Origin of the sequence: Massilia paldalensis, from assembly GCF_044901715.1 — a bacterium.
Lineage (GTDB): Bacteria > Pseudomonadota > Gammaproteobacteria > Burkholderiales > Burkholderiaceae_D > Telluria > Telluria paldalensis.
In genome coordinates this window covers 405,459-430,902 of record NZ_JBJCIU010000001.1, presented here as the reverse complement: position 1 = coordinate 430,902, position 25,444 = coordinate 405,459, and the positions used below count along the sequence as shown (strand labels likewise).

General features: G+C 65.2%; 27 protein-coding genes. 2 read left to right on the top strand and 25 right to left on the bottom strand.

The annotated features are described in order from the left end of the window. The first annotated feature begins 193 nt into the window (after window positions 1–193). A complete protein-coding gene (locus ACI1V7_RS01885; protein ID WP_404530087.1) occupies window positions 194–433 on the top strand; it encodes a hypothetical protein in 240 nt (79 codons plus the stop codon). A gap of 73 nt (window positions 434–506) precedes the next feature. On the opposite strand, the gene ACI1V7_RS01880 is transcribed toward ACI1V7_RS01885, so the two are convergent. From ACI1V7_RS01880 to rpsF, 7 genes are all read right to left on the bottom strand, one after another. Next, window positions 507–1,517 (bottom strand): inorganic phosphate transporter, encoded by a 1,011-nt coding sequence (locus tag ACI1V7_RS01880; RefSeq protein WP_404530086.1) that lies wholly within the window; start codon window positions 1,515–1,517, stop codon window positions 507–509. A 21-nt stretch (window positions 1,518–1,538) separates the two neighbouring features. Further along, window positions 1,539–2,165 (bottom strand): DUF47 domain-containing protein, encoded by a 627-nt coding sequence (locus tag ACI1V7_RS01875; protein WP_290412090.1) that lies wholly within the window; start codon window positions 2,163–2,165, stop codon window positions 1,539–1,541. 126 nt (window positions 2,166–2,291) lie between these two features. Next, window positions 2,292–3,677, bottom strand: coding sequence for a replicative DNA helicase (locus ACI1V7_RS01870; RefSeq protein WP_404530085.1), 1,386 nt, complete (start codon window positions 3,675–3,677; stop codon window positions 2,292–2,294). A 127-nt stretch (window positions 3,678–3,804) separates the two neighbouring features. Then, window positions 3,805–4,257 carry a 50S ribosomal protein L9 gene (gene rplI / locus ACI1V7_RS01865; protein ID WP_404530084.1) on the bottom strand — a complete coding sequence of 151 codons (453 nt, stop codon included), beginning with the start codon at window positions 4,255–4,257 and terminating at the stop codon, window positions 3,805–3,807. Between the two features lie 36 nt (window positions 4,258–4,293). Beyond that, the gene (rpsR, locus tag ACI1V7_RS01860) at window positions 4,294–4,584 is read right to left on the bottom strand and encodes a 30S ribosomal protein S18 (protein ID WP_036249492.1); all 291 of its coding nucleotides are present in this window, start codon (window positions 4,582–4,584) and stop codon (window positions 4,294–4,296) included. A 34-nt stretch (window positions 4,585–4,618) separates the two neighbouring features. Continuing rightward, the gene (priB, locus tag ACI1V7_RS01855; RefSeq protein ID WP_290412087.1) at window positions 4,619–4,909 is read right to left on the bottom strand and encodes a primosomal replication protein N; all 291 of its coding nucleotides are present in this window, start codon (window positions 4,907–4,909) and stop codon (window positions 4,619–4,621) included. Between the two features lie 24 nt (window positions 4,910–4,933). Further along, window positions 4,934–5,317, bottom strand: coding sequence for a 30S ribosomal protein S6 (gene rpsF, locus ACI1V7_RS01850; protein ID WP_036232978.1), 384 nt, complete (start codon window positions 5,315–5,317; stop codon window positions 4,934–4,936). Between the two features lie 304 nt (window positions 5,318–5,621). Between rpsF and lexA the strand changes: the two genes are divergently transcribed. Then, window positions 5,622–6,287, top strand: a complete 666-nt coding sequence (gene lexA, locus ACI1V7_RS01845) for a transcriptional repressor LexA (RefSeq protein WP_404530083.1) — start codon at window positions 5,622–5,624, stop codon at window positions 6,285–6,287. Between the two features lie 163 nt (window positions 6,288–6,450). Here lexA and ACI1V7_RS01840 read toward each other — a convergent pair whose 3' ends face one another. From ACI1V7_RS01840 to ACI1V7_RS01755, 18 genes are all read right to left on the bottom strand, one after another. After that, window positions 6,451–7,170, bottom strand: coding sequence for a tetratricopeptide repeat protein (locus tag ACI1V7_RS01840; protein ID WP_404530082.1), 720 nt, complete (start codon window positions 7,168–7,170; stop codon window positions 6,451–6,453). Window positions 7,171–7,308: 138 nt separating this feature from the next. Then, window positions 7,309–8,547 (bottom strand): cystathionine gamma-synthase family protein, encoded by a 1,239-nt coding sequence (locus ACI1V7_RS01835; RefSeq protein ID WP_404530081.1) that lies wholly within the window; start codon window positions 8,545–8,547, stop codon window positions 7,309–7,311. A 47-nt stretch (window positions 8,548–8,594) separates the two neighbouring features. Further along, the gene (purF, locus tag ACI1V7_RS01830) at window positions 8,595–10,118 is read right to left on the bottom strand and encodes an amidophosphoribosyltransferase (RefSeq protein ID WP_404530080.1); all 1,524 of its coding nucleotides are present in this window, start codon (window positions 10,116–10,118) and stop codon (window positions 8,595–8,597) included. A 53-nt stretch (window positions 10,119–10,171) separates the two neighbouring features. Further along, entirely contained in the window at window positions 10,172–10,660 is a 489-nt protein-coding gene (locus tag ACI1V7_RS01825) for a CvpA family protein (RefSeq protein ID WP_290412082.1), read from the bottom strand. A gap of 36 nt (window positions 10,661–10,696) precedes the next feature. Beyond that, entirely contained in the window at window positions 10,697–11,716 is a 1,020-nt protein-coding gene (locus tag ACI1V7_RS01820) for an SPOR domain-containing protein (protein WP_404530079.1), read from the bottom strand. A gap of 11 nt (window positions 11,717–11,727) precedes the next feature. Then, complete coding sequence (gene folC / locus ACI1V7_RS01815) at window positions 11,728–13,026, bottom strand: bifunctional tetrahydrofolate synthase/dihydrofolate synthase (RefSeq protein ID WP_404530078.1); 1,299 nt, start codon at window positions 13,024–13,026, stop codon at window positions 11,728–11,730. Window positions 13,027–13,125: 99 nt separating this feature from the next. Further along, window positions 13,126–13,998 carry an acetyl-CoA carboxylase, carboxyltransferase subunit beta gene (gene accD / locus ACI1V7_RS01810; RefSeq protein ID WP_290412079.1) on the bottom strand — a complete coding sequence of 291 codons (873 nt, stop codon included), beginning with the start codon at window positions 13,996–13,998 and terminating at the stop codon, window positions 13,126–13,128. A gap of 137 nt (window positions 13,999–14,135) precedes the next feature. Next, window positions 14,136–14,537 carry an ASCH domain-containing protein gene (locus ACI1V7_RS01805; RefSeq protein ID WP_404530077.1) on the bottom strand — a complete coding sequence of 134 codons (402 nt, stop codon included), beginning with the start codon at window positions 14,535–14,537 and terminating at the stop codon, window positions 14,136–14,138. Window positions 14,538–14,903: 366 nt separating this feature from the next. Next, window positions 14,904–15,182 carry a hypothetical protein gene (locus ACI1V7_RS01800; protein ID WP_404530076.1) on the bottom strand — a complete coding sequence of 93 codons (279 nt, stop codon included), beginning with the start codon at window positions 15,180–15,182 and terminating at the stop codon, window positions 14,904–14,906. A gap of 100 nt (window positions 15,183–15,282) precedes the next feature. Beyond that, the gene (trpA, locus tag ACI1V7_RS01795) at window positions 15,283–16,083 is read right to left on the bottom strand and encodes a tryptophan synthase subunit alpha (RefSeq protein WP_404530075.1); all 801 of its coding nucleotides are present in this window, start codon (window positions 16,081–16,083) and stop codon (window positions 15,283–15,285) included. Between the two features lie 40 nt (window positions 16,084–16,123). Beyond that, entirely contained in the window at window positions 16,124–17,380 is a 1,257-nt protein-coding gene (gene trpB / locus ACI1V7_RS01790) for a tryptophan synthase subunit beta (protein ID WP_404530074.1), read from the bottom strand. Further along, window positions 17,352–18,056 (bottom strand): phosphoribosylanthranilate isomerase, encoded by a 705-nt coding sequence (locus tag ACI1V7_RS01785; RefSeq protein WP_404530073.1) that lies wholly within the window; start codon window positions 18,054–18,056, stop codon window positions 17,352–17,354. Before ACI1V7_RS01785 ends, trpB begins: the two co-directional genes overlap by 29 nt. Before the next feature lie 125 nt (window positions 18,057–18,181). Further along, window positions 18,182–18,982, bottom strand: a complete 801-nt coding sequence (gene truA, locus ACI1V7_RS01780; RefSeq protein WP_404530072.1) for a tRNA pseudouridine(38-40) synthase TruA — start codon at window positions 18,980–18,982, stop codon at window positions 18,182–18,184. 10 nt (window positions 18,983–18,992) lie between these two features. Continuing rightward, entirely contained in the window at window positions 18,993–21,983 is a 2,991-nt protein-coding gene (locus ACI1V7_RS01775; protein ID WP_404530071.1) for a FimV/HubP family polar landmark protein, read from the bottom strand. Window positions 21,984–22,262: 279 nt separating this feature from the next. After that, entirely contained in the window at window positions 22,263–23,384 is a 1,122-nt protein-coding gene (asd, locus tag ACI1V7_RS01770) for an aspartate-semialdehyde dehydrogenase (RefSeq protein ID WP_404530070.1), read from the bottom strand. A gap of 81 nt (window positions 23,385–23,465) precedes the next feature. Continuing rightward, the gene (gene leuB, locus ACI1V7_RS01765) at window positions 23,466–24,539 is read right to left on the bottom strand and encodes a 3-isopropylmalate dehydrogenase (RefSeq protein ID WP_404530069.1); all 1,074 of its coding nucleotides are present in this window, start codon (window positions 24,537–24,539) and stop codon (window positions 23,466–23,468) included. A 12-nt stretch (window positions 24,540–24,551) separates the two neighbouring features. Further along, window positions 24,552–25,199 carry a 3-isopropylmalate dehydratase small subunit gene (gene leuD, locus ACI1V7_RS01760; RefSeq protein WP_404530068.1) on the bottom strand — a complete coding sequence of 216 codons (648 nt, stop codon included), beginning with the start codon at window positions 25,197–25,199 and terminating at the stop codon, window positions 24,552–24,554. Between the two features lie 102 nt (window positions 25,200–25,301). Continuing rightward, the gene (locus ACI1V7_RS01755) at window positions 25,302–25,424 is read right to left on the bottom strand and encodes a lipoprotein (RefSeq protein WP_290412069.1); all 123 of its coding nucleotides are present in this window, start codon (window positions 25,422–25,424) and stop codon (window positions 25,302–25,304) included. Between the last annotated feature and the right edge of the window lie 20 nt (window positions 25,425–25,444).

The following is a 25,444-nucleotide window of genomic DNA, read 5'->3' as shown; positions in this document are numbered from 1 at the left end:
AGGCAAGACTGTTTGCCGCGAAAGCCTGCGCCCCGCAAGGGTCGCAGGCTTTTTTGTGCCTGTCGAAAGGCCAGGCTGTTGCCTGGGCGGCGAAAATCTATGCCCCTGAGACAATTGGTGACAAAAGACGGGTGTTATATGCCTTATATTTGTTTTTGATTTTTATTAAATCCACCTCCTGGGAGAAGTAGCAATGAAAGGTATTACCCTGGCCGCCATCGCCGGCGCCCTCCTGCTGTCCGCCTGCGCGAGCCAGCCGACCGACAATGCCGCCGGCCAGCAGACCGCTTCTGCCGACCACGGCGAACGCACGCTGGGCAGCCTGTTCCCGCAAAAGAACAAGAACCGCCCCAGCAATTCCATCGAGGCCGACAAGCAGGACATGGAAAACGCGCGCATCATGAACGCGGGAACCAACAACTCGTACAAGTAAGCGCAAACGAGCGTACCGGCGCAAGCCGAAAAAAAGGCCGGGAATACCCGGCCTTTTGTTTTGCTTCGCGCGCTTACAGGATGTGCGTCCCGACCCACCAGGCGATCGCCGACATGAAGGCGGACGCCGGGATGGTGAAGATCCAGGCCCACACGATGTTGCCGGCCACGCCCCAGCGCACGGCCGAGGCCTTCTGGGCCGAGCCCACGCCGACGATGGCGCCGGTGATGGTGTGGGTGGTGGAGACCGGCACGCCGATCGCACTCGCCAGGAACAGCGTGATCGCGCCGCCCGATTCCGCGCAGAAGCCGCCGACCGGTTTCAGCTTGGTGATCTTCTGGCCCATGGTCTTGACGATGCGCCAGCCGCCGAACAGCGTGCCCATCGAGATCGCCGTGTAGCACGAGATCACGACCCACAGCGGCGGCGCCGCATCGCCGGCCTGCGACACGCCGGCCACGATCAGCAGCATCCAGATGATGCCGATGGTCTTCTGCGCGTCGTTGCCGCCGTGGCCCAGGCTGTAGGCCGCGGCCGAGACCAGCTGCAGGCGACGGAACCAGGTATCGACCTTGCGCGGCGGCGTGCGGACGAAGATCCAGGACACGGCCAGCATGACGATCGAGCCGAGCACGAAGCCGAGCAAGGGCGACAGGATGATCCACATGACGGTCTTCATCAGGCCGCCGCCGACCAGCGCGCCGGTGCCGCCCTTGGCCACGGCCGCACCGACCAGGCCGCCGATCAGCGCGTGCGAGGACGAGGACGGGATCCCGTAGTACCAGGTGATGATGTTCCAGATGATGGCCCCGACCAGGGCGCCGAACACCACGTAGTGGTCGACGATGGCCGGATCGACGGTGCCCTTGCCCACCGTCGCGGCCACGTGCAGGCCGACGGTGAAGATGGCGACGAAGTTGAACACGGCCGACATGGCGACCGCGGTCTGGGGTTTCAGCACTCCCGTCGAGACCACCGTCGCGATTGCGTTGGCGGCATCGTGGAAGCCGTTCATGAAGTCGAAGACCAGCGCTAAAAGGACGAGCAGGCCCAGCACATAGATGCTGATGTGAAGAGAATCCATCGTTATTATTGTTCTTGTGACTTAAGCGTTTTCGACGATGATGCCTTCGATGATGTTGGCAACGTCTTCGCAGCGGTCGGTGACGGTCTCGAGGATCTCGTAGATGGCCTTCATCTTGATCAGGTTGCGCACGTCCGGTTCGTCGCGGAACAGCTTGGACATGGCGGCGCGCATCACGTGGTCGGCGTCCGATTCCAGGCGGTCGATCTCTTCGCAGATGGCGACCATCTTCTGGGCGTTGTCCATGTTGTGCAGCATGCCGACGGCCTGCTGGACCTTTTCGCAGCAGGCCAGGCACAGCTCGGCCAGGCGCTTCGCTTCCGGGGTCACGGCCTGCAGGTCGTACAGCGAGATCGTCTGCGCGGCGTCTTCCATCATGTCGAGGATGTCGTCCATGCGCGTGATCAGCTTGTGGATGTCGTCGCGGTCCAGCGGGGTGATGAAGGTCTTGTGCAGCAGGTCGACGGTGGCGTACGTGATCTTGTCCGCCTGTTTTTCGATGCTCTCCACGGCGTGGGTGCGGTTTTCCAGGTCATCGAAGTTGGTCATCAGGCCAACCATTTCGTGTGCACCCTTCACGCACAGCGCGGCGTGCTGGTTGAACAAATCAAAAAACTTGCCCTCCGTGGGCATGAGGCGTCCAAACATTGTAGTTCTCCGTTGTAGATCTCTTGGGACTTCTTGGGTAAGCCGCGGAAGGGTCAGAGCCCGGTGTTGGGTTCGAAAGGGCTCTGACCCCGGTGTTCAGCCTGCGCCGCGGCGTGTTATATCGGCTTAATCACCTTGGTAAATACCGAGGTTGCCGCTGTAGTTGCCGAACTTGGTATACATGCCCATCCAGGTCAGGCGAATGGCACCAATCGGGCCGTTACGCTGCTTGCCGATGATGATCTCGGCGGTACCTTTGTCGGGTGAGTCCGGGTTGTAAACTTCGTCACGATACAGGAAGATGATGACGTCCGCATCCTGCTCGATAGCGCCCGATTCGCGCAAGTCGGACATCACGGGGCGTTTGTTCGGGCGTTGTTCCAGCGAGCGGTTCAGCTGGGACAGCGCGATCACGGGGCAGCCGAGTTCCTTGGCCAGGCCCTTCAGGCTTCGCGAGATCTCCGAGATCTCGGACGCGCGGTTGTCGCCCGGCTTGGAACCCTGCATCAGCTGCAGGTAGTCGACGATGATGAGGCCGAGCTTGCCGCACTGGCGCGCCAGGCGGCGCGCGCGGGCGCGCATCTCGATCGGGTTCAGCGCCGGCGTCTCGTCGATGAAGATCTGGGCGTCGTTCATCTTCTGGATCGCATGCGTCAGGCGCGGCCAGTCCTCGTCGGTCAGCTTGCCGGTACGCAGGCGGTGCTGGTCGAGCTGGCCGATCGAGCCCAGCATACGCATGGCCAGCTGCACGCCGCCCATCTCCATCGAGAAGATCGCGACCGGCAGGCCGGCATCGACGGCGACGTTCTCGCCGATGTTCACCGAGAACGCCGTCTTGCCCATCGACGGACGGCCGGCGACGATCACGAGGTCGCCCGGCTGCAGGCCCGAGGTCATCTTGTCGAGGTCGATGAAGCCGGTCGGCACGCCCGTGATCTCGCCCTGGTTGTCGCGGCTGTACAGTTCGTCGATGCGCTCGACCACCTGGGTCAGCAGCGGCTGCACGGGCAGCCAGCCCTGGGCGCCGCGGGCGCCCTGCTCGGCGATGGCGAAGATGCGCGATTCCGCTTCGTCGAGGATCTGCTTGACCTCGGCGCCCTGCGGGTTGAAGGCCTTGCCCGACACTTCGTCGGCGACGGTAATCAGCTGGCGCAGCACGCCGCGATCGCGGACGATCTCGGCATAGCGGCGGATATTGGCGGCGGACGGCGTGTTCTGCGCCATCGCGTTGAGGTACTGGAGCCCGCCCACTTCCTCGGCCTTGCCGAGCTGGACGAGCGATTCGTAGACCGTAATGACGTCGGCGGGTTTGCCGGCATTGATCAGGCGAACCATCTGTTCGAAGATGATCCGGTGGTCATAGCGGTAGAAATCTTCCGCATGCATGAAGTCGGCAATGCGGTCCCACGCCGCATTGTCGCGCAGCAGGCCGCCGATGACGGACTGTTCTGCTTCGATGGAATGCGGGGGAATGCGGAGCGACTCGATCTGCGGGTCTGCTGGGGAGTTCATGGCGGGCATTATACCCGTTCCCTATCGGCCGCTGAAATGATTGGTGAGTTTTAGAAGGTTTTTACGTGTTGTAAAAAAGAAAAAGCCGGGCGAACCCGGCTTTTTCGTTCATTCTCTAAAGAATGATTTAGGCAGCTTCGCCCACGACCGAGATCGTGACATCGACGACGACGTCGGTGTGCAGCGCGACGGCAACCGGGTGCTCGCCGGTAGTCTTCAGCGGACCGGTCGGCAGGCGCACTTGCGCCTTTTCGACGGCGAAACCTTGCTTGCTCAGCGCTTCGGCGATGTCGAAGTTGGTCACGGAACCGAACAGGCGGCCATCGACGCCGGCTTTCTGGGCGATGGTGATGGTCATGCCGTTCAGCTTGTCGCCCTGGCCTTGAGCGGCTGCCAGCTTCTCGGCAGCTGCCTTTTCCAGTTCGGCGCGCTTGACTTCGAATTCGGCGACGGCGGCTTGGGTAGCGCGGCGGGCCATTTTTTGCGGGATCAGGAAGTTACGTGCGTAACCGTCCTTGACCTTGACGACGTCGCCCAGATTGCCGACGTTGACGACTTTTTCCAGCAGGATGACTTGCATATTATTCTCCAGGTTCTCTAGCTACACGGACCGCAATTAAGCGTTGTGCAGGTCGGTGTACGGCAGCAGGGCCAGGTAACGGGCACGCTTGATGGCGGTGTCCACTTGACGCTGGTAGTGCGCCTTGGTGCCGGTCAGGCGAGCCGGCATGATCTTGCCGTTTTCCTGGACGAAGTCCTTCAGGGTGTCGACGTCCTTGTAATCAACCTGTTCCACGCCAGCGGCGGTGAAGCGGCAGAATTTCTTGCGCTTGAACAGCGGGTTCTGCTGTTTGCGCTTCAGTTTTTCTTTAGCTTTGTTTTTGTCGAACTTTTTACCGAATGCCATTTTTGGCTCCTGTATCTAAAAACGTGCCGATGAATTAGGCGGCACTGAAATCAATGATGTGAAACACCAGCGTCTTGCTGTGACGGCTTTTCCTGGCCAGGAATCCCGTGAAGCGGTACATCGCGCCCAGTTCGGCATTGGCGAATCGTCCGGAGATCTCGCCCGCGGCCAGCGCGGGAATCTCGAACTCGACTTGCCGGGCAATCCGCGCTTCGGTCTGGGTCGAACCGTGTTGCAACAGTCCGCCGACGATGGGAATGCCTGCCGGGGTATAGCGCAGGATGTCGCGTTCCAGGATGCTTGCGACCAGCGACAGCTCGTTCACTGCAGGGTGGTGCTCCCGCGCGACTTAGGCGGCGGCGGCCGGAGCGGCGGCCTGCTCGGCGCGGTGGCTCTTGGCTGCGTCTTCGCGCTGGACCGACTTCATCATCGGCGACGGTGCGGTTTCGGCCTTCTTCATCTTCACGGTCAGGTGACGCAGCACGGCATCATTGAACTTGAATGCGGTTTCCAGCTCGACCAGGGTCTCGTTGTCGCACTCGATGTTCATGCAGATGTAGTGTGCCTTCGGCAGCTTCTGGATCTGGTAAGCCATTTGACGACGGCCCCAATCTTCGACGCGGTGGATGTTGCCGCCGCGCGAGGTGACCGTGGTCTTGTAGCGTTCGATCATCGCCGGGACCTGTTCGCTCTGGTCCGGGTGGACGATAAACACGATTTCATAATGACGCATGAAACACTCCTTAAGGACGTTTAAACAAATGCCCACCTCGGCGTCAAGACGAGTGTGGGAAGGGGAAAGCCCAACATTATAACCGTAAAAACGTCAAGACCTCAATCGCTTTGTCGCCGCTGCCGCCCCGCCCGCCCCTCGCGCCCGGCGGCGCCTGCGCAAAAAAAGCGCGTTTCCCTCTTGCGCCAGACGCAATACTGTACAAAAATACAGTCTGATCTCATACCGGCAATGGGTTGCGCCCGCTTGTGCTTGTCAGCGTCGCGGTGCCACATTGCGTTTCTCGTAATAACCAGACAAAACCATGCTTAAGCTCACCGCACGGCAAGAACAGATCCTCAACCTGATCAAGGAAGCGATCGACAATACCGGTTTCCCGCCGACCCGCGCCGAAATCGCCCAGGAGCTTGGCTTCCGCTCGGCCAACGCGGCCGAAGAACACCTGCAAGCACTGGCGCGCAAGGGCGCCATCGAAATCTCGCCCGGCACCTCGCGCGGCATCCGCCTGGTCGGCGCCGCCGCGCCGGCCGCAGCGGCCAAGGTCGACGTGCCCCCGATGGCGGTGCCCTTCCTGCCGTCCTCGCTGATGTCGCTGCCCCTGGTCGGCCGCGTGGCCGCCGGTTCGCCGATCCTGGCCCAGGAACACGTCGAGGCGACCTACTCCGTCGACCCGGCGATGTTCTCCGCCAAGCCGGACTTCCTGCTGAAGGTCAAGGGCTGGTCGATGCGCGATGCCGGCATCTGCGACGGCGACTACCTGGCCGTCAAGAAGGTCGACAGCGCCAAGAACGGCCAGATCGTGGTCGCCCGCATCGGCGAGGAAGTCACCGTCAAGCGCTACCGCAAGACGGGCAGCACCATCGAACTGCTGCCGGAAAACCCGGACTTCTCCGTCATCACCGTCGATCCGCAGAACGACGAGTTCGCGCTGGAAGGCCTGGCCGTCGGCCTGATGCGTTCCTGGCACTGACCGCCTGCCGCCGGTTGCCGACGGCAGGAATACGTCGCCCCGGCGCAGGCCGGGGCCCAGGTTTGACGCGTTTCGACAGCGTAAAGAAATTGGGCCCCTGCCTGCGCCGGGGCGACGGTTTTTCTGCTCACAACTTGCGTCAGACAGGCAGACAGCCAGCGGGTCAGTTCTTGGCCTCCGGCGGCGGCGCGTTCTTGACCATCTCGTTGTGCTCGGCCACATAGGCCTCGGTGGCCGTGCGCCACGCCGTGAAATCGGCCACGACCATCTTGCCGCTGACCTGCGTATCCTCGGACACGCGCTCGCCCACTTCCTTCAGGTGCGTCGTGGCGCTGTCCATCTCGTCCTTGGTCAGCAGCTTGGCGATGTCGTCCGGGATGCGCTTGGTCAGCGGCAGCTCGCCGTTCAGGTAGGTGACGAAGCGGTTGTGGCAATCCTGCCAGGCCTTCATGCGCGCGCTGTAGCGGTCGATTTCCTCGTTCACCTTGGACATGGCCGGGAAGCGCGGCGCCGGGCAACGGTAGTCGCCCGTACGCAAATCCGAGCCATCGTATTTGGCGATCCAGTAGTCGATGTCGGCGCGGCGCGCCTTGCGCTGCTTGATCAGCTCCAGCGACGCGGCAGCCACGGCATTGCCGCGCGACGCCGCCTTGGCGAACCATTCGGTCGCCTTGTCCATGTCGACGGTCCCCGCTTCGCCATAGAAATACATCTCGCCCAGGTGCTGCTGGGCCGTCACGTTGCCGGCATTGGCCAGCTTCGTGTACTTCTGCAACGCTTCGGGATAGGCTTTCTTGGCGAACAGGGCGTCGGCATCGGCCAGTTCATCGGCGAGGGCGGCGCTGCTGCACAGGAGTGCGGCACAGAACAGGAAGGTCTTCATCTCGTGGGCTGGGAGGTGAGTGCGTCAAAGAAATAGCGGTGCCGAGATCATAACCCCGGCGCCGCCCTTCCTCAACCGCCGGGGCCGCCCTGCCCCGCATCTTTACGCCGCTTTACCACACGGCGCGCGTGCCGGCGCTCAGGCGTCCAGCGCCTCGCCGAAATCGGCCAGCAGGTCGGCCGTGTCCTCGATGCCCACCGACACGCGGATCAGCGATTCGGCGATGCCCATGCTGGCGCGGCGCTCGGCGCCCATCTCGAAGAAGATCGTGTGCGCGACGGGAATGACCAGAGTGCGGGTGTCGCCCAGGTTACTGGCCGGGATGGCGATTTTCAAACGGTTCAGGTAGTCGAAGCAATCGATGCCATCCTTGAGCTCGAAGGAGAACAGCGAGCCGTACGCGCGGAACAGCGTGCTCGCCAGGGCGTGCTGCGGATGCGAGGGCAGGCCCGGGTAGTGCACGGCCGCCACGCGCGGATCCGCTTCCAGCATCCGCGCCAGCGCCAGCGCATTGGCGCAGGTGCGCTCCATGCGCAGGGCCAGCGTCTCGGCGCCGACGGCGATGTGGTGGGCCGCTTCCGGCGCCAGCGATGCGCCGAAATCGCGCAGCGACTTGGCGCGCAGCTGGGCCATGCCCTGGGCCGCAGCCGGCTGCTTGCGGAAGTTGTCGGCGATGTTCGGATACGCGCTCCAGTCGAACAGGCCCGTGTCGGTGAGCGCGCCGCCCAGCGCCATGCCGTGGCCGCCGATCGACTTGGTCAGCGAATTGACGACAAGGCCGGCCCCTACCGCCTTCGGGCGGAACAGGTAGGGCGTGGTCATCGTGTTGTCGACCACGTACAGGATGCCGCGCGCGCGGCACAGTTCGCCGATGCGGGCCAGGTCGGCGATCTGGGTGCGCGGGTTGGCGATCGTCTCGACGAACACGAGGCGGGTGTTCGGCTTCAGGGCCGCTTCCACGTTGGCGACGTCGGTCGCGTCAACGAAGGACACCTCGGTCCCCTGCCCCGCCACCGTGTTCCACAGGCTGTTGGTATTCCCGAACAGGAAGGACGAGGACACGACGTGGTCGCCGTCGCGCAGCAGCGCCTGCGCCAGCGCGCCGATCGCGGCCATGCCGGTGGCAAAGCACAGCGTGGCGACGCCGTCTTCCATCTTGCTGATCTTGTCTTCCAGGGCCGACACGGTCGGGTTGCCCTGGCGGCCGTAGCGGAAGCCCGGCTCCTTGCCCTGGAACACGGAAGCGAGCTGGCGCGCGTCCGTGTAGCCGAAGGCAACCGAGGTGTGGATGGGCTTGTGCAGCGAATTCTGCTCGATCGGCTTGCGGCGGTCGTTGTGCAGGATGGTGGTCGTGAAACCGGTTTGTTTGGTGCTCATGTTCTGGATGCTACAAAATGAAAAGGGCGCCAGCGGCGCCCAGGAACTTATTCGGCGGCGACGGCTGGATTCAGGTTCAGCTGCGTGCGCACGATATCGTCCGACGATTTACCCGAGGACTGGTGGCGGTGGTTCTCCAGCCTGTCCAGGTAGGCCGGCGTGATGTCGCCCGTGATGTAGACGCCGTCGAAGCACGAAGCCTCGACGCTGGTCAGCGCCGGGTTGACGTCCATGATGGACTTCTTCAGCGCGTCCAGGTCCTGGTACACCAGGCGGTCCGCGGTGATCTCGCGGCAGACTTCCTCGACGGTGCGGCCGTGGGCGATCAGCTCGTCGCGGGTCGGCATGTCGATGCCGTACACGTTCGGGTACAGCACCGGCGGCGCGGCCGAGGCAAAGAACACTTTATTGGCGCCCGATTCGCGCGCCATCTGCACGATCTCGCGGCTGGTGGTGCCGCGCACGATGGAGTCGTCGACGAGCAGCACATTCTTGCCCTTGAACTCGGACGGGATCGCGTTGAGCTTCTGGCGCACCGACTTCTTGCGCATCGCCTGGCCCGGCATGATGAAGGTGCGGCCGACGTAGCGGTTCTTGATGAAGCCTTCGCGGTATTCGACGCCGAGCTTCAAGGCCAGCTGGATCGCGGCCGGGCGCGAGGAATCCGGGATCGGCATGACGACGTCGATCTCTTCGACGGGGATTTCCTTGCGAATCTTGTCGGCCAGGTATTCGCCCATCTTGAGGCGGGTCGCGTACACGGAGGCGCCGTCGATCACGGAGTCCGGACGGGCCAGGTACACGTACTCGAACGCGCAGGGGTTCAGCGACGGATTCTCGGCGCACTGGCGGGTGTGCAGGCGGCTCTCGCTGTCGACCCAGATCGCCTCGCCCGGCGCGATGTCGCGCACGAAGCGGAAGCCCAGGCCTTCCAGCGCGACGGATTCGCTGGCGACCAGGTATTCGGGGCCGTTCGGGGTCTCGTTGATGCCCAGGCACAGCGGGCGGATGCCGAACGGGTCGCGGAAGGCCAGCAGGCCGTGGCCGGCGATCTGGGCGATCACGGCATAGGCGCCGCGTACGCGGCGATGCACGTTGGCGACGGCCTTGAACACGGCTTCCGCATCCAGCGAATAGCCGTCGGCGGCGGTCTGGATCTCGTGGGCCAGCACGTTCAGCAGCACTTCGGAGTCGGAACCCGTGTTGACGTGGCGGCGGTCGATACGGAACAGCTCGTCCTTCAGCTGTTCCTGGTTGGTCAGGTTGCCGTTGTGGGCCAGCGTGATGCCGAACGGGGCATTCACGTAGAACGGCTGCGCTTCCTCTTCGCTCGAGGAGCCGGCGGTCGGGTAGCGGCAATGGCCGATACCGGAATTGCCCATCAGCGAACGCATGTTACGGGTGCGGAACACGTCGCGCACCAGGCCGTTGGCCTTGTACATCGAGAACATGCTGCTGTGATTGGTTGCAATGCCCGCCGCATCCTGACCGCGATGCTGCAACAGCAACAAAGCATCATATAACAGCTGGTTGACGGGGGCTTGCGAGACGACGCCGACGATGCCACACATGGTGTGCTCCTAAACTAGACAAAGGAATTGCTAAAGCGATACAGCGGGAACAGCTAATACTGCACGTGCTGCGCGAAGGCAGCAGGCAAGAAAGGCTTGACCGTGCGCGCCCCCGTTTCCGCCATGGGAGAGAGCAGCGCGTTTTTCCAGAAATCCTGCTGGGGAATCGATGTCATCCCACACAATATGACGCCGGCCAACACGATTACAATGCCCCGGCCCAGTCCGAACAGGCCACCCAGGCCACGGTCCGCGAGCGACAGGCCGGAAGCCTCGATCAGCGCGCCGATGGCCAGCGACAGCAGGCCCATCAATACGCGCACGCCGAGGAACAGTGCAATGAAGGCAACGATCAGGCGCAATGCCTCGCCCGGAACTACCGATGGTAGCATGGGCGCCAGCTTCGCGCCGAATGCATTGGCGACGACGAAGGCCGCGATCCAGCCCACCAGCGACAGGATTTCCTTGACCAGGCCGCGCATCGTGCTGATGACGACCGACGAGACGAGGATGAACAGGACGATGTAGTCGAAGATCGTCACGGGGCTCTGCGTTCGGCTTCGCTGCGTTATCCGGCATCAGACCGGGGTGATGGCGCCGGACATGCCGATGCGGCCCAGCTTGGCGCGGACTTTTTCCGCCTCGTCGCGGCTGAACGGGCCCACGCGCACGCGGATCAGCTCACCCGACGACGTGGTCGTCTTCTGGGTGTACGAGCTGATGCCCGCTTCGCGCAGCTTGCCCTGCACCTCGGCGGCCTTGTCGGCGCTGGCCGTGGCGATCACCTGCACGACGACCTTCTGGCCGGCGGCGTCCGCCCTGTCCTTGTCGGCAGCCTTGTCGGCGGCCTTGCCTTCCAGGATCGCCATGGCGCGGGCGCCATCGACTTCCGGCTTGGCCGCGGGCTTGACGGTTTTTTCCTCGGCGGCCTTCTGCTTCGCCAGTTTCTCGGCGCGCTCGTGCTCGGCCTTTGCGACGCGCTCGGCGCGCTCGGCACGCTCGCGGTCCGCACGGTCGCGCTCGGCGCGTTCGTGGGCGATGCGCTCCTTCTCCGCGCGCTCGCGTTCGAGGCGTTCGCGCTCGGCCGCGCGGGTGTCCACTTTCGGTTCGGGCTTGGCCTCGACCTTCGGCACCGCAGGCTGGGCGGGTTCGGACTCCGGCGCGGCGGCGACGGCCGCGGGCTTGCCAGCGGGCTTGGCGGTTTCGGCCGGGACGATCTCCTCGCCCTGGTCGACGCTGTCCTCGGCTGCAATGCCCTTGTCGGCGCTGGGTACCGGCAGCGGCGCCGCCTTGTCCTTGGACGGGATCTGGATCGCGATGTCGCCGGCCAGTGGCTTGGGCTCGGAATCGAGCAGCATCGGCAGGCCTACCGCGGCGGCCAGCGCCAGCGCGATGGCGCCCACGAGGCGGCGGCGGGCGCGCTTCTTCTCGGGCAGCAGGGGGTCGTTGCCGGGACGGCGGGTGGCGCCGCCGCCCGCGTTGCTGGCGCGCTTGGCGCGGGCACGCGCGCCGGCAGCGGCATCGTCGTCCTTGCTGTAGAAGCGGCCGCTGTCTTCTGCAAGGCGGTCCTGCTTGGCTTTACGGGAGAACAAGCCCATGCGATCTCAGGTCAATGAAGAGAATTTTTACGGGCCGCCATCACGCCGGCCACGGTGTAGAACGAACCAAAGACCACTATTCTATCATCCTGTCCGGCCCGGCTAGTTGCATCTGCGAACGCCGCTGCAGGATCGGCGAATGTCGTCACCGAGAATTCGTCCGGCTTGGCGCCGTCCGGCTTCTTCGCCGCCAGCAGCGCGGCCAGTTCGCCGACGTCGGCCGAGCGCGGCGACGGCAGCGCCGCCACGCACCAGTGGTCGATGTACGGCGCCATGTGCGACACCACGGCCTCGATGTCCTTGTCCTGCATGATGCCGAACACCGCATAGGTGAAGCGGTGGTAGCCCATATTGGCCAGGTTCTGGGCCAGCGTGGCGGCGGCGTGCGGGTTGTGGGCCACGTCCAGCACGGTAGTCGGGCGGCCCGCCAGCACCTGGAAGCGGCCCGGCAGCTCCACGAGCGCCAGGCCCGTGCGCACTTCCTGGGCGCCGACCGGCAGTTGCAGGCGCAGCGCCTCCAGCGCCGCCAGCGCGGCCGAGGCATTGAGCAGCTGGTTGGCGCCGCGCAGCGCCGGGTAGGCGAGCGAGTTGCGGCGCTGGCTGCGGCCGCCATACGCCCATTGCTGCTTGTCGCCCTGGTAGTTGAAGTCGCGGCCGATCAGCCACAGGTCGGCGCCGATCTGTTCCGCATGGTCGATCAGCGATTGCGGCGGCTGCGGGTCGCTGCAGATCGCCGGCTTGCCCGGACGGAAGATGCCGGCCTTCTCGAAGCCGATCTGCTCGCGCGTGTCGCCCAGGTAGTCCTTGTGGTCGATGTCGATGCTCGTGACGATGGAGACGTCGGCATCGATCACGTTCACGGCGTCCAGGCGCCCGCCCAGGCCCACTTCCAGGATCGCGACGTCGATCTCGGACGTCGACAGCAGGCGCATGATGGCCAGCGTCGTGAACTCGAAATACGTCAGGTCGATGTCGCCGCGCTGCGCCTCCACCTCGTTGAACGCGGCGATCAGCGCCGCGTCGGACGCCATCTCGCCGTTCAGGCGGGCGCGCTCGTTGAAGTCGAGGAAGTGCGGCTTGATGTACAGGCCGACGCGGTAGCCGCCGTGCAGCAGCATCGATTCCAGCATCGCGCAGGTGGAACCCTTGCCGTTGGTGCCGGCGACCATGATGACGGGGCAGGAAAACGCCAGCTGCATGCGTTCCTTGACGGCGCGCACGCGGTCCAGGCCCATGTCGATATGGGTTTCGGCGTGGCGCGACTCGAGCAGCGCCAGCCAGTCGGGCAAGGTGGTGGGGAGAGTTTGCATGGGGATATCCGGATGGTGCCTGTGTGGCTGAACGCGTGGCTGAACAAGCGCGAACGGCCGGCACCTCTCGCAAGGCGCCGGCCGCGTCGGGACGAACGATCAGGCGATGACGTCGGCCGGCTGGCTCTGCAGCAGGGCCAGCAGGCGGGCGATTTCCTCGCGCATCTTGCGGCGGTCGACGATCATGTCGATGGCGCCCTTCTGCACCAGGAACTCGGCGCGCTGGAAGCCTTCCGGCAGCTTTTCGCGCACGGTGTTCTCGATGACGCGCGGGCCGGCGAAGCCGATCAGGGCTTTCGGCTCGGCCATCACGACGTCGCCCATGAAGGCGAACGAGGCGGACACGCCGCCCATCGTCGGATCGGTCAGCACGCTGATGAAGGGCAGCTTTTTCTCCGACAGCTTGGTCAGCATCGCCGTGGTCTTGGCCATCTGCATCAGCGACAGCAGGCCTTCCTGCATGCGCGCGCCGCCGGTGGCGGTGATGCAGATGAACGGCACCTTCTGCTCCAGGGCGACCTGGGCGCCGCGGGCGAAGCGCTCGCCGACGACGGAACCCATCGAACCGCCCATGAATTCGAACTCGAAGCAGGCGACGACGACCGGCAGGCTCATGATCGAACCGCCCTGCACGATCAGCGCATCGGTTTCGCCGGTGGCATCCATGGCCGACTTCAGGCGGTCAGGATATTTCTTGCTGTCTTTGAACTTCAGCGTGTCGACCGGCAGCGCATCCTGACCGATCTCGTAGCGGCCACCTTCGTCCAGCAGCGCATCGAGGCGGTCGCGGGCGCGGATGCGCATGTGGTGGCTGCATTTCGGGCAGACGTGGAGGTTCGACTCGAGGTCCGTGCGGTACAGGACCGACTCGCACGACGGGCACTTGACCCACAGGCCCTCGGGCATCGTCTGTTTTTTGGCGGCATCGGAGCGCTGAATCCGTGGGGGCAGCAGTTTTTCCAACCAACTCATGTGTTCTCCTTTGCGGCAAATCTGAATTTGGCGGTAGTGTAGCCGGTCGGAATGCTCTTGTCGAATGCTTGCTCTAATGTCCAGCCGGATTCAATTGCCTGTTCGGCAAGCTTGCAAAGCCGCTCAGCAGGCGGGTTTTACATGGGTTCGACAGGCGCGACCTCGATGAGTTCGAAGTGCAGCGCGACGAATTCGACGTCGTCATGCAGCGTGTATTGCGGCATGCAGGCGACGTGGCACTCCTGGAACGCGCGGGCGCCGTCGAAGCCTTCGCCGCGCCAGACGGCCTCGGGAATGGCGCCGAAGCGGATGACCTCGACCTTCGTCGCGCGGATCGTGCCGCGCCGCCGGCCGCGCGGGTCGAGGATGTCGATCAGGTCGCCGGCCGCGTAGCCGCCGTCGCCCAGCGCGCCGTAGCCGCGATAGTAGTCCTCGACGAGGTCGGCGGTGACGGTCTTGCGGCCGGCCAGGACGGCGCGCACGAGGCTGTCGTCGTCGGCATCAGCGGACCAGAAGGTCAGGCGCTTGCGGGTGCTCATTCTTCGAAGTGCTTCAGGTATTGCGCAAGCGGTTCCAGGCCCATCGCCGCGCGCCGCTCGTCGACGTGCTCGCCAGCATCGTGAATCGCACTACCGACATGGTCGTATCGTTCCAATAGCCCAAGGTAACGACAATCTACCGCAGGTTATCAAGGACGCAAACAAAAGCGGGGCGCGTGGCCTAATGCCGTTCAGTTAAGCGTATTACCAGCTAAAAAACCGTCGTCCCTGCGAAGGCAGGGACCCAAGTTCTGCTTGCATCTCGACTGCTTGAGCAAAACTGGGTCCCTGCCTTCGCAGGGACGACGTTGCTGACTGAACGGCATTAGGACGCGTGGCCCCGTTTCTTACGCACGATCGCTCCGCTCACTGCGTCGCCAGCCGCGACTCCGCGGTGGTGAACTCGATGCCGCCGACACGGGCAGCGACCAGGTTGTAGAGCCACCCGCCCGACAAGGTGGCCACGAAGCCCATGGCGATCAGCAGCAGCGGGGCCAGCAGGACGGCCAGTGTCCAGAGCGGCTGACCCGCGAGCAGGAAGGAGAGCGCACCCAGTACCACCATGGGCAGCGAGAGTACGAAATACATGCCGGCGATGACTTTGGCCGACTGCAGCAACGATATCTGGACGATCTGTTTTTTCATGATGGATGCTGGGATAGGTTGATCGGAACAACCCGTCCACGCTATCCCGGCGTTTCCATCAGGAAAATCGGAACGATCAAACCCTGTGCGCCATCAGCCATCAGCGCGCGTCCAGCGCCTCCCGGATATCCGCCACGAACGCGCGCACCGCCGCCGGTCCCTGCTCCTTGGGCGTGTTTTCCAGTTCCTGAATGATGCGGCTGCCGATGACGACGGCGTCGGCGACTTGCGCCACCGATTTGGCCGTCGCCGCATCGCGGATACCGAAGCCCACGCCGATCGGCAGCTTGACGTGTTCGCGGATGGCGGCCACGCGGCGCGCGACGTCGGCCGTGTCGATGCCGCCGGCGCCCGTCACGCCCTTGAGCGAGACATAGTAGGAGAAGCCGCTGCCATGGCGCGCCACCTGCTGGATGCGCTGCGTCGTCGAGGTCGGCGCCAGCAGGAAGATCAGGTCGAGGTCGTTCTCCTTCATCTCGGCCGCGAATTCCTCGCACTCTTCCGGCGGGTAGTCGACGACGATGGCGCCGTCGGCCCCCGCCTCTTTCGCCTGGCGGATGAATTCCGACGGGCCCATGCGCTCGATCGGGTTGGCATAGCCCATCAGGACGATCGGCGTGTGCTGGTTCTTTTCGCGGAAGGCGCGGACGTAGCCGAGGACGTCCTTCATGCCGATGCCGAAGGCCAGCGCGCGTTCGCAGGCGCGCTGGATGACGGGGCCTTCCGCCATCGGGTCGGAGAACGGGATGCCGAGTTCGAGGACGTCGGCGCCGCCCTCGACGAGGGCGTGCATCAGCGGAACGGTGAGTTCCGGGCCGGGGTCGCCGGCCGTGATGAAGGTGACGAGGCCGGTCTTGCCCTGTTCCTTCAGGGCGTCGAAAGTCTGTGCGATGCGGGACATGCTGTTTCCTTTTCTTAGATTGTGGGTGACGGCGCGCGGATCAACCGAAGTCGAGTCCGGCCCGTTGCGCCACGGTGTGCATGTCCTTGTCGCCGCGGCCCGACAAATTGACCAGGACGATCTGGTCGGCGGGCAGCGTCGGCGCCAGCTTGGCCGCGTAGGCGATCGCGTGCGAGGATTCCAGCGCCGGAATGATGCCTTCGATGCGGCAGCAGTCGTGGAAGGCGGCCAGCGCCTCGTCGTCCGTGATCGACACGTACTCGGCGCGCTTGCTGTCCTTCAGCCAGGCGTGCTCCGGGCCCACGCCCGGATAGTCCAGGCCCGCCGAGACGGAATGCGTCTCGATGATCTGGCCGTTGTCGTCCTGCAGCAGATAGGTGCGGTTGCCGTGCAGGACACCGGGGAAGCCGGCCGTCAGCGAGGCCGCGTGCTTGCCGGAATCCAGGCCCTCGCCTGCCGCCTCGACGCCCACGAGCTTCACGCCCGGCTCATCGATGTAGGGGTAGAAGATGCCCATCGCGTTGGAACCGCCGCCGATGCAGGCGACCACGTAGTCCGGCTGGCGGCCCGTCATGGCGGGCATCTGCACGCGGCATTCCTCGCCGATGACGGACTGGAAGTCGCGCACCATCATCGGGTACGGGTGCGGGCCCGCCACGGTGCCGATGATGTAGAAGGTGTTCTCGATGTTCGTGACCCAGTCGCGCATCGCCTCGTTGAGGGCGTCCTTGAGCGTCTTCGAGCCCGATTCGACGGGGACGACGGTCGCGCCCAGCAGCTTCATGCGGTAGACGTTCTGGGCCTGGCGCTTGACGTCCTCGGCGCCCATGTAGATCACGCATTCGAGGCCGAAGCGCGCGCAGATGGTCGCGGTGGCCACGCCGTGCTGGCCGGCGCCCGTCTCGGCGATGATGCGCGGCTTGCCCATGCGGCGGGCCAGCAGCGCCTGGCCGATCACGTTGTTAATCTTGTGCGCGCCCGTGTGGTTCAGGTCTTCGCGCTTGAAGTAGATCTGCGCGCCCAGGTCGCCCGAGGCGCCCTGCTGCGACCAGCGCTTGGCGTGGTAAACGGGAGACGGACGGCCGACGAAGTGGGCCAGTTCGTAGCGGAATTCTTCCAGGAATTCCGGATCCTGGCTGTAGCGCGCATACGCGTCGTTCAGCTCGGCCAGCGCGTGGCTGAGCGTCTCGGCGACGAAGCTGCCGCCGTAGGGACCGAAGTGGCCGGACGGGTCCGGCAATTGGTAGTCGGAAGTCTTGAACAGCGCTTCAGCGCCGGTGTTCGATGGGGTGTTCATGGTGTGCTCGGCTTTCAAACGTGACGTCGGCGGCCCGCACCGCATCGACGAAGGCGTCGATCAGGCGGGCATCCTTGATCCCCTTGCTCGCCTCGACACCGCTACTGATGTCGACCGCGAAGGGGCGTACCAGCGCTACCGCGCCAGTCACGTTGTGTACGCTCAAGCCACCACTCAAAACGACCCGAGGCGCGAGCTCTTTTGGAATAAGAGACCAATCGAAAACCTTTCCTGCGCCGCCGTAGGCATCGACCCAGGTATCGAGCAACAGGCCCGAGCACCAGGAAGAAGCGGCGCGGTATTGAGCTTCCGATTCTATCAAATCGGCGGCCGTCGTGTCAGGCTTTACCCGATAGGCCCGTACGAACGGCCGCTGCACGGCCGCGGCGATGGCGGCGCACTCCTGCGGCGTCTCGTCGCCGTGGAACTGCAGCAGCGCGACAGGACCGGCCGCGACGACGGCCCGGACCTCGTCCACGGACGCGTTGACGAACAGCGCCGTCGCGCTGACGAAGGGCGGCAGGTGGCGGGACAATTCGGAAAAGCGCTGCGGCGAAACGTAGCGCGGGCTCTTCGGGTAGAACACGAAGCCGAGCGCATCGGCGCCGGCGGCCACGGCGGCCTGGAGGTCCTGTTCGCGGGTGATGCCGCAGATCTTGATACGGGTACGGTGCATGGGATATCCACTTGTCGTCCCTGCGAAGGCAGGGACCCAATTGTGCATGCGTTATCGATATGCCGACAACATTGGGTCCCTGCCTCCGCAGGGACGACGTTCATGAGCTGACGAAAAAAGGAAGCTTACAGCCAGGGCAGCGGCGGCGCCGGTTCCTGCGGCAGCCCCCACTTCGCATCATAGTCGATCGCCGCGAGGTACAGCCCGTCCGGCATGAAGGTCGGTGCCGCGGCGTCGCGCGAACGGGCGGCCAGCACCTCGGCCATCCAGCCCGGCTCGTTGCGTCCGGTGCCGACGTAGATCAGCGAGCCGACGATGTTGCGCACCATGTGGTGGAGAAAGGCGCTGGCGCGCACGGTGAACACGATGATGTCGCCCATCCGCTCGATCTTGACCTGCTGCATGTCCTTGATGGGCGAATTGGCCTGGCAGCCGGAGGCGCGGAAGCTCGTGAAATCGTGCGTGCCGATCAGGTGCGCCGCCGCTTCGCGCATGCGCTCGACGTCCAGCGGGCGGAACACCCAGCCGGCGCGGCCCGCCAGCAGCGCCGACGGATTCGCATGGTTGTACAGCACGTAGTGGTAGGTGCGCGAGCGCGCCGAGAAGCGCGCGTGGAACTGCTCGCGCTCCGGCGCGGGCGCCAGCGCATGGGCCCAGCGCACGACGATCGAATCGGGCAGGAAGGCATTGGTGCCGCGCACCCAGGACTGCGGCGCGCGCTCGAGTTCCGTGTCGAAGTGGATCACCTGCTCGATCGCATGCACGCCCGCATCGGTGCGGCCGGCGCAGGTCGTGTGCAGGGGCACGCAGGCGAATCGCTCGAGGGCGATCTCGAGCTGGTCCTGGACCGTGTCGCGCGAGGGTTGTTTCTGGTAGCCGTTCCAGGCGGTGCCCACATACTGGACACCCATTGCAATACGTGTCAAATCCGATGCCTCATCCCAGCGAAGCGCGCAGGGTGTTGGCGCGGTTCACCTGTTCGTCGCTGCCGCCGCGGATGACTTCCTCGAGCAGCTCGCGCGCGCCTTCCTTGTCGCCGATTTCCTGGTAGGCGATGGCCAGGTCCAGCTTGGTTTCCATTTCCATGTGCATGGCCGACAGCGCACCGTCGCCACCCTCGCCGCCCGACAGGCTGTGCACTTCCGGCAGCGGCAGCGTGCCGTCGGCCGGCAGGTCGAGGTCGAGCGTGGACAGGTCGACGCTCGGCGCGATCTTGTCGCTTTCCGCGTAGAAGGCGGTGGCCGGCGCCGGGGTGGCGGTCGGCAGCGATTCCGGATGCTCGCCCGGCAGGTGCGACAGGTCGAACAGCGGGTCGTCCAGCGCCGGCGACGGGTTCGAGGCCAGCGTCGGAGCCGGCGCCTCGGCGCGGTCGAATGCCAGCGGAGTGTCCAGCGACGTGTCTGCCGCAGTGTCCACCTCAGTATCCACATGCGGTGCGGCCTGGGCCTTGGCCGGCATCTCTTCCAGGCCGAAGTTCATCGTGTCGAGGTCGAACAGCGGATCGTCCTGCTCCTTGGCGGCGGCCTGCTCGGGAGCGGGCGGGCGCGCCTCGCCAGGCAGCTCCGGCAGGTCGAATTCGCGGGCCAGGTCGGCCATGTCGATGTCGCTGCGCGCGGCCGGCGTGGCGGTCGGCGGCTCGGCGGCCTGCCCTTCGCCGCGCGGCGCGTCGAAGTCCATGTCGAAGGCGAAGTCCAGCGGATCGTCGGCCGGGTGCTTCTCGGCCTCACGCTCGGCCGCGGTGTCGGCCGCGCTTTCGGCCGATCCGGCAGCCTGCGCGGGCGCGGCCGGCGCGAAGTCGCTCATGTCGAAGTCGAGGTCGTTCGGGTCGATCTTGTGTTCCGGTGCGGGCGGCGTCGCCGGCTCGAAGGACATACCGCCCAGGTCGAAGTCGAGCGCATTGTCGTCGACGGCCTGCTGGCTGGCGTGCTCGCTGGCGGGCGCATTGGTCACCGGTTCCGGCGCCGGCTGGGCGGTCGCCATGGCGTCGGCGAAATGCTCGTCGAAGCTCATCGGCGCGCGCGCGGGCGGCTCGTCCGCGGCCGGGGTGCCGTAGGCGTCGTCCAGCGCCTTGGCGAGCAGCGCCTGCTGGCCCAGTTCCTCGCCGCTCGCGCCTGCAGCGACACCGGCGCCCGCGGCGGCGGCGCCGTTCGCGTACAGCGGGTTGAGCGGATCGATGGACAGGCCCAGCGCGGCGGCCTGCGCCCAATCGTCGCCGTGGCCACGGGTCATGCCGTACAGTTCGCTGGCCTGGGCCTCGAAGGCGCGCGTGTCCTTGCGCGCGGCATAGATCTCGAGCAGCTTCAGGCGCACCGGCATGCGTTCCGGATGGGTGCGCAGCGCTTCCTTGAGGATTTCCTCGGCCTGGGCGTCACGGCCGTAGGCGATGTAGACGTCGGCTTCCGCCACCGGGTCGACCTCGTTGGTGTCGAGCTGGCTGGCGGACGGCGCGAAGCTGGAATTGAACACGCTGTTGTTGGTGTCCACGCTCTGGCCGCCGCTCTCGGCGAACAGCGAGTGCGACGGCTCCGGCGGCATGCCCAGGACCGACGTGTCGCTGACCGCCTTGGCCTTGTCGTCCTTCTTCTTGCGGCGCTGGGCGACCAACAGGCCGGCCAGCAGCAGCGCGGCCGCGCCGCCGCCCACCAGCGACAGGTTGTCCATGATGAAGTCGAACACGCCCGGCTCCGCCGGCGCCGCCGGCTTGGCGGCGGGCTTGATCGGCGCGAGCTTCTTCGGCGCCGCGGCGGGCTCGGTCTTGGCCAGCACGGCATCCGGCGACTGAGCGGGTTTGGCGGCATTCTGCTCCGCCTCCGCGCCCGGTTTGCTCTTCACGGTCGCCAGCTTTTCCAGGTCGCCCACGTTGCGCTCGAGCTCCTGGACGCGCTTCTGCGCATCGGCAAGTGCCTTTTCCTTGGCGATGCGGTCTTCGGTACCGCCGGTGCTGCCGGCCGCGTCCTTGCCGGCCGGGGCGTCGGTGCCGGCCTTCGACAGGCGCAGCTTGTCCTGCGATTCGTTGACGGCGGTCGGACGCTCCTCGACCTTGGCCGTGACGCGGCCGCCCGCGCTCTGGCTCGCCGGCGGCGCCTTGACGGCTTCCGACGCCCCGACCTGGCCGGCCAGCTTGTTGCGGTAGGCGTTGAAGTCGGCCGCGTGGGCGACGACCACGCCGCGCGCCTCGGACGGGCTGGTCGCGCGCACCGCGTCGGCCTCGGGCACGGCGAGGATGCGGCCCGACTTCAGGCGGTTCATGTTGTTGCCGATGAAGGCGTCCGGGTTGGCGCGGTACAGCGCCACCAGCATCATGTCCAGCGACACGTCGGCCGGCTTCAGCTCGCCGGCGATGCCGCCCAGCGTGTCGCCGCGCTTGACGCGGTACTCGGCCGCCTGGCCGTTGTCGCGTGCCGGCGCGGGCGCGCTGCCGCGCGCGGGGCGGGATGGCCGTTCGGTGGCCGGGGCCGCTGCCGCTGCCGGGGCCGGCGCCGTTTCCGCAAGCGGGCGCGCCGTCTCGTTCGCCGCCACCTGGGCCGGCTGCGTCGCGCGCAGTTCGGCCGGGTCGAGCAGGAAGGTGTACTCGCGCACCAGGCGGCCGTTATTCCAGGTCAGTTCCAGCAGCATGTCGACGAAGGGCTCGTTCAGCGGCTGGGTCGAGCTGACGCGGATGAACTGGCGCCCGCCGCGCTGCTCGACGGCGAAGCGCAGCGACAGCAGGGCCGGATTGAGTTCGATATTGGCGCTGCGGAAAGCCTCGGGCGACGCCAGCTTCGCCACCAGGCCCGATGCCTCCTCCGGCGACACCGACGTCAGTTCGATCTCGGCACGCAGCGGCTGGCCCAGGGCGGACAGCACGGTGAGCTTGCCCAGGCCGGCCGCATGGGCTGCCGACGTCAGGACGAGCGCACTGGCAACCGCCGCGGTGAGCTTCTTCAACGCGGACGACTTCATCGGGAGGCGGTGAGTGACAGGCATAGATTCGGGACAGAGTGGGTTGACGGGGGCCGAGGCAGCCCGGGGGTCTCGGCAACATATCATCATGCACTGTGGCATGCAAGTTCTACAGGGGGAAACACCGGGGATTGCTCAGTTCCGCAGACGGTCTGTTCGGCGAAATGATGTTTTTTTGGGTCATTCGATGTCGCTTCCATATCAACCGATGCCGAAAATGAAAAAGGCGGCCAGCGGCCGCCCTTCCGGAACGCGAGCGGACGCTTACTTGTCCAGCACGATGCGCAGCATGCGGCGCAGCGGCTCGGCGGCGCCCCACAGCAGCTGGTCGCCGACCGTGAAGGCCGAAATATACTCCGGACCCATCGACATCTTGCGCACGCGACCCACCGGGATCGTCAGCGTGCCCGTGACGGCAGCCGGCGTCAGGTCGCGCACCGACGCTTCACGCGTGTTCGGCACGAACTTCACCCACTGGTTGTCGTTGGCGATGATGTCGTTGATCTCGTCCAGCGGCACGTCCTTCTTGAGCTTGATGGTCAGCGCCTGCGAGTGGCAGCGCATCGCGCCGATGCGCACGCACAGGCCGTCGACCGGGATCACCGCGCCCGAACCGTGGCGGCCGAGGATCTTGTTGGTCTCGGCGCCGCCCTTCCACTCTTCCTTCGACTGGCCGTTGCCCAGGTCCTTGTCGATCCAGGGGATCAGGTTGCCGGCCAGCGGCACGCCGAACTGCTTGGTTTCTTCCGCAGACAGGCCGTGCTGGGTCGCCAGCACGCCGCGGTCGATGTCGAGGATGGCCGATGCCGGGTCGTCCAGCAGCGGCTTGACGGCCGCGTTGATCGTGCCGAACTGGGTCAGCAGTTCGCGCATGTGCTGGGCGCCGCCGCCCGATGCGGCCTGGTAGGTCATCGAAGTCATCCAGTCGACCAGGTCGTGCTTGAACAGGCCGCCCAGGCCCATCAGCATGCACGACACGGTGCAGTTGCCGCCGATGTAGTTCTTCACGCCGCCCGTGAGCGCGTTCTTGATCACGTCGCTGTTGACCGGGTCGAGCACGATGACGGCGTCGTCGTTCATGCGCAGCGTCGACGCGGCATCGATCCAGTAGCCGTTCCAGCCGGCGGCGCGCAGCTTCGGATAGACCTCGGTCGTGTAGTCGCCGCCCTGGCAGGAGATGATGATCTCGCACTTGGACAGTTCGGCGATGTCGGTGGCGCTTTTCAGCGTGGTCTCGTTCTTCGCCATCTTCGGCGCGGCGCCGCCCGGATTCGACGTCGTGAAGAACACCGGCTCGATATGGGCGAAATCGCCCTCGTCCTGCATGCGCTGCATCAGGACCGAACCTACCATGCCGCGCCAACCAACCAGACCTACTAGTTTCATTATCTTCCCTCGGATTTTATTGAATGTATTCGTCGTGCGATGGTGGGCACGCAGTGCCCGCCATGACCGACTATCAACGCATCATTTTGCCAATGCGTTGACCACCGCATCGCCCATCTCTTCGGTGCCGACGCGGGTCGTGCCTTCCTCGAAGATGTCCGGCGTGCGCAGGCCCTGCGCCAGCACGGCCTTGACGGCGTTCTCGATGCGGTCCGCCTGCTCGGTCTTGCCGAGCGAGAAGCGCAGCATCATCGCGGCCGACAGGATGGTCGCCAGCGGATTGGCGACGCCCTTGCCCGCGATGTCCGGCGCCGAACCGTGCGACGGCTCGTACAGGCCCTTGTTGTTCGCGTCGAGCGAGGCCGATGGCAGCATGCCGATCGAACCCGTCAGCATCGCCGCCGCATCGGACAGGATGTCGCCGAACATATTCCCCGTCACGATCACGTCGAACTTCTTCGGCGCGCGCACCAGCTGCATGGCGGCATTGTCGACGTACATGTGTTCGAGCGCGACGTCCTGGTATTCCTTGTGCACGTCGGTGACGATGTCGCGCCAGAACTGGAACGTCTCCAGCACGTTGGCCTTGTCGACGCTGGTCACGCGCTTGTCGCGTTTGCGCGCCGCCTGAAACGCCACGTGGGCGATGCGGCGGATCTCGCCTTCGGCGTAGCGCATCGTGTCGAAGCCTTCGCGCTGGCCCGCGAACGGGCCGTCCGGGCATTCGCGCACGCCGCGCGGCTTGCCGAAATAGATGTCGCCCGTCAGTTCGCGGATGATCAGGATGTCCAGGCCGGATACCACCTCCGGCTTGAGCGTCGAGGCGCCGGCCAGTTCCGGATACAGGATCGCGGGACGCAGGTTGGCGAACAGGCCCAGTTCCTTGCGCAGGCCCAGGATCGCCTGTTCCGGACGCAGTGCCCGTTCGAGCTTGTCGTACTGGTAGTCGCCGACGGCGCCGAACAGCACGGCGTCGGCCGCTTTCGCCAGCGCCAGCGTGGCCGGCGGCAGCGGGTGGCCGTGGGCGGCATAGCCGGCGCCACCGACGTCCGCGCTCTCCAGTTCGAAGCGTTCGTCGAGGGCGTTCAGGACCTTGACGGCTTGCGCCGTGATTTCCGGGCCGATGCCGTCGCCCGGCAGGATCGCAATCTTCATGCTCTTGCTCTTTTAAATGGTGTTGGCGAGCCAGGGCTGGCTGCGCAGGTGGCGTTCCTCGAAGGCGCGGATCTCGTCCGCGTGGCGCAGCGTCAGGCCGATGTCGTCCAGGCCGTTGAGCAGGCAGTACTTGCGGAACGCGTCGATCTGGAATTCGAACACCAGGCTGCCGCTCGCGGTGCCGATGGTCTGGCGCTCCAGGTCCACCACCAGCTTGTAGCCCGCAAATGCTTTTACTTCATTGAATAGCTGGTCGACCTGGCTTTCCGACAGGACGATGGGCAGCAGGCCACCCTTGAAGCAGTTGTTGAAGAAGATGTCGGCGAAGCTCGGCGCGACGATGGCGCGAAAGCCGTACTGCTGCAGCGCCCAGGGCGCGTGCTCGCGCGAGGAGCCGCAGCCGAAGTTCTTGCGCGCCAGCAGGATCGAGGCGCCCTGGTAGCGCGGCTGGTTCAGCACGAAGTCCGGATTGAGGGGACGCTTGCTGTTGTCCATGCCCGGTTCGCCATGGTCCAGGTAGCGCCACTCGTCGAACAGGTTGGGGCCGAAGCCGGTACGGCGGATCGACTTGAGGAACTGCTTCGGGATGATGGCGTCGGTATCGACGTTGGCGCGATCCAGCGGCGCCACCAGGCCTTCGTGTACGGTGAATTTGTCCATGATCTCTTATTTGGCGCATGCTGCAAACATCGGGGTCAGATCCCGGTGTTGCTTCTCAAGGGGCTCTGACCCCGAAGTTCGCGGCAGTGGCCAACCCTTTATTTATTTTCCACCTGCGCCAGTAATGACCTGGCCGACCTTCTGCACGTCGCGGCCCATGCCGGAAATGGTGTTGCAGCCGCTGACCACGAAGGCGATGAGTGCGAGGGTGATGACTTTCTTCATGCTGTTTTTACCTAGTTTTC